This is a genomic window from Paenibacillus humicus NBRC 102415, assembly GCF_004000905.1.
GTDB classification, from domain to species: Bacteria; Bacillota; Bacilli; order Paenibacillales; family Paenibacillaceae; genus Paenibacillus_O; species Paenibacillus_O humicus.
This window is the reverse complement of record NZ_BIMD01000095.1, coordinates 1-3,622: the sequence shown is the minus strand read 5'-3', so window position 1 is coordinate 3,622 and position 3,622 is coordinate 1. Positions and strand designations below refer to the sequence as shown.

Here is a 3,622-nt window from a genome sequence, read left to right as displayed (position 1 = left end):
GTCCGCACAAGCGGCCGGCCTGCTCCAGGGCCGCGAAGGCGGGCGCTTCGCGCCGGCAGCACAGACGACCCGCGCCGAAGCGGCGGTCGTGCTTCTTCGCCTGCTTCAGCTGCCGCAGCAAGGACGCTGAGCCGCAGGCGAGCCATGCTCTCTGCGCGGGGTTATCGCCCCTCTGAGCAGGGTCAACGCACCCTCTGCGTGGGGTTATCGTGCCCTCCGAGCACATTCATCGCATCCTGCGCAAGGTCATCGCAACTCTATCAAGCGTCTCACCCGACAAGCGGGGAGACGCTTTTCTCATCCCTGCAGGATTTGCGGCTGTTCTCTTCACGACGCCGTCATCCGTGCGGACGCACTGCCACCACTGCATGGAGTCGACCCGGATCTCGGACATCGCGAGGATGGCCGGCGTGCACCGCTCCCATCTCTACGCGGAATTCAGCCGCCGCTAGGGCAGGAGTCCCAAGGCGTACCTGCTCAGAAGGCGAATGGACAAAGCCGCCGAGCTGCTTGCGGCAGACGATCTTTCCGTTACGGAGGTTTCGCTGTCGCTTGGCTACTCGGACCTGTACGCTTTTTCGGGAGCGTTTTGCCGCCATTACGGCATCTCTCCATCCGATTCCCGCCTGCAGAGGGGGCAGGACCGGGCGGCCGGCCCATGGAGGCCGATATCAACGACACCGGCTTTCCGATCGCGAAGTCGCCGATCAAGCCGAAGACGTTCACGCAGCGCGCGCCGCTGAACGGCCCGTATAAGGACATGCTCTTGTTCCAGGACTATGCGAAAAAGACGGGCATCGAGGTGCAGCGGGAGGATGTGCCCGCCGATCTATTCGTGCCTTTGCAAGCAAACGACCATGCCTAGAATCGGATCAGAATCCTTGCCGAGCCTTGCTCAGGAAGTTGTTCATGAGCAGAGGCAAGGAGACCAGGATCGGCGGATCATCCAGCCGGGGCTCATGCAGCAGCACCTCCTGAGGCGGGACGGGGACGCCCGGGAGGACGGCGAGCGGCGCCTTGCCGCGGCTGCGAAGAGTCGTCTCCGGCAGCAGCATGTCCATCCTCCCCATCGTCCAGGAAATAGAGGTGGCCATCAGGTAATAGGTTCCCGGCTTCACGCCGTCGAAGCGGAAGCTGCCGGGATAGCGGACCAGCGTGCCGTACAAAGGGAGGCCTTCCGGAATCGGCTTGGCGAACAAGCCGACGAGGACGAAGCCTTCGAACGGAACCATGGCCTTGATGGTGCCGCTTACGCCCCCCTCCATGAAGATCGGAGCGGCAGGCTGCCGCCAGTCTCTCAGCCGCCGAAGAGACTCGAAATCCCGATCCGCGCTGGTAATCGACTGGCGGAATTCGGCGGGGGATACCCCTACGCGCTGCGTGAAGCGGGTCGTGAACGTGCCCAGGCTCTGCTGCCCGATCTCGAGGCCGATGTCCCGGACGCTCAGATGGGTGCGGAGCAGCATGTCCTTGGACCGCTCAAGACGGATGGAGGACACGTAATACAAGGGCGTCAGTCCGGTGCGTTCCTTGAACAGCCGGGCGAAATGCGAGGGGCTGTAGGAAATGTGCCTGGCCAGCCGGGCAAGCGGCATCGGGTCGAATAGGTGCCGGTGAATGTAGGCGATAACCTGGTCGATCTCACTGCAAGGCACCATGGAAGGATCCTCCTCCGCCCGCGCCGGCGTCAAGCCTGCGACAGCTCCGAATTCGAACATTTGTTCTCATTCTATCATATGGAATGGAAATGGAAAAGATTTTTTTGGCTTCCAAACGGTCCCGTTCACACCTTCAGCTGGCTCTTCCATAATACGAAGCGGTGGCGGTCCTTCTCGGCTCCCAGATCCCGGAGAAGCCCGGCACCGCGCGTATCGTCGACGGGGCTTCCGTTCCACTGCTCGACGATGACGCGCGAGAGGCCTTGCCGCACCGCGATCGTGCGCAGGATTTCCTGCAGCACCTCGGCTTCTCGCGCCGGCTCGCCTGCTGGAGCGGAGAGCGGATGGATCTTGCGCGCGTTGTTCTCGATCCAGTACAGCCAGCGGCCGTTCTCCAGCACGAGATAGTTGCCGGGCTTGCGGGCAAAGACGCCCTTGCCCTCCTGCGGCCAGTCGGCGACTAGCCCGAACGGATTGGCGGGATCGGCAGCCGACAGGACGGTCAGGCTGCGGTCCGTGTCCTGCGGGAGGGGACGGCGGACCGCCTCGGCCATTTCGCGGGTGGCGAACTGCATGGACGGCATGCCGGCGATCAGGAAGCCGCGGACCAGCACGCCCCATTCCTCCAGCCGCTTCAGCAGCGGCAGCAGCTCGTCCCAGGAGAAGGGAGAGACGGCGGAGACGAGATCTCTGGAGAGGATTCCGTACGATTCCAGCAGATGGTTGATCCAGCGCAGCGCAGGCGAGTCCTCGGCAGGCGAGGAGAGCTGACGGCCGGCAGCTGCAGGAGGCTCCGCCGCCTCATGGCTGGATGTCCCGGAAGTTGACCGATAGCCGCCTGGAGCGGCGGCGGTTCCGGCAGCGCCTGGGCGGGCGGATGCCGCGATGGCCGATGGCGGGCCTCCCGGTGCTTCGGCGCCGTCAGCCGCAGCCGGGCGTCCGGCCGTCCCGGCGCCTGAGCCGCCTGTTCCGGCGTCCAGCGAGCCGGTCCAAAACCAGCGGCCGAGACCGGAGCCTCCCCAGGCTCCCGGCCGGCCCTTGGGCGAGCGGGGCTTGGCGGAGGAGACGGCTCTGAGCGGGGCGAACTGGTCGTTCGAGACCAGCCCTTCCCAGACCAGCTCCAGCAGCTGCTCCTGCACTTCCGAAGGCGGCAGGTCCATCTCGCGCGCGATCCGGGCCAGGAAGGAAGCGCCGCCGGCTTGGAGCGTTTTCAGCAGGGCGGGATGGGCGGAGCTGCCGTCCTTCGGCAAATAAGGCGCGTAAAGCTCCCGGGATTCCGGCAGAAAAAAGGCGATTTTGCCTTCTTTTTCACCCGCCTCCTTGCGCCCGAGCCACAGCACCTCCCCCGAGGCGCAGAGCAGGTCGAGCTCCTCGGGCCGGTAGGCGGCGAGGCGCGAAGGGAGAATGAAGCTTTCCCAGTGGGACAGCGGGAAGAAGAAGCCCTGCAGCGACTGCAGCACCTGAAGCAGGCCATGCTCGCCCCGCAGCTGGCTGCCCTGCAGCGCATGCTGGCGGAGCGCCATCTGGCCGCACCAGCGGACGGCGTCGGCCGCCTCGCTGCGGCTGCGCGCATGCTGGACGGAGAGCCGCACGACCCGCGCCGCAATCAGGCTCGAGGCGTACAGGCGCTCACCCTCCGCCGCGAACGGGGCGGGCTGGATCCGGTCGGCATCCAGCAGCCGGGTAATCAGCCTGCCGGCTCCATCGGAGCCGAGGGCCGGATAGCGTTCCGCCAGCTCCTCCGCCGTGAAGGAAAGGCGATGGGAGATGTACCGCTCGACAATGAACGACACGGAGTCCTCGTCCTGCGGAAAGGCCGCATACACGCCGGTCTCGTCCGCGCAAATGAGACGTTCCTCGGCCGAGCCGCCGGGCGTGTAGGCGGCGACTCTTCCCTGGCTTCGCAGCGCGGCGAGCCAGCCATCCGCCTCGGCCCGGCCGGCAGGCTCGGCTGAGGCGGGCTC

General features: G+C 65.8%; 5 protein-coding genes and 1 pseudogene. 4 read left to right on the top strand and 2 right to left on the bottom strand.

Annotated elements, in window-relative coordinates; translation table 11 throughout:
• The first annotated feature begins 19 nt into the window (after positions 1 to 19).
• From PHU01S_RS25385 to PHU01S_RS25370, 4 genes and pseudogenes are all read left to right on the top strand, one after another.
• Entirely contained in the window at positions 20 to 130 is a 111-nt protein-coding gene (locus PHU01S_RS25385) for an S-layer homology domain-containing protein (protein WP_246029344.1), read from the top strand.
• A 79-nt stretch (positions 131 to 209) separates the two neighbouring features.
• On the top strand, positions 210 to 452 hold the full coding sequence (locus tag PHU01S_RS25380) for a hypothetical protein (protein ID WP_127510477.1): 243 nt from the start codon (positions 210 to 212) through the stop codon (positions 450 to 452).
• Between the two features lie 12 nt (positions 453 to 464).
• Positions 465 to 743, top strand: a pseudogene (locus PHU01S_RS27195) (helix-turn-helix transcriptional regulator); the annotation flags it as partial.
• Positions 659 to 865 (top strand): hypothetical protein, encoded by a 207-nt coding sequence (locus PHU01S_RS25370; RefSeq protein ID WP_049868449.1) that lies wholly within the window; start codon positions 659 to 661, stop codon positions 863 to 865. The pseudogene PHU01S_RS27195 and the gene PHU01S_RS25370, both read left to right, overlap by 85 nt.
• 7 nt (positions 866 to 872) lie before the next feature.
• Here PHU01S_RS25370 and PHU01S_RS25365 read toward each other — a convergent pair whose 3' ends face one another.
• Together PHU01S_RS25365 and PHU01S_RS26065 are read right to left on the bottom strand one after the other, a co-directional pair.
• Positions 873 to 1,658: a helix-turn-helix domain-containing protein gene (locus PHU01S_RS25365; RefSeq protein ID WP_049869758.1), complete on the bottom strand. Its 786-nt coding sequence runs from the start codon at positions 1,656 to 1,658 to the stop codon at positions 873 to 875.
• Positions 1,659 to 1,783: 125 nt separating this feature from the next.
• Positions 1,784 to 3,622: Lhr family ATP-dependent helicase (locus PHU01S_RS26065; protein WP_444980855.1), on the bottom strand; the 1,839-nt coding region annotated here is incomplete at its 5' end.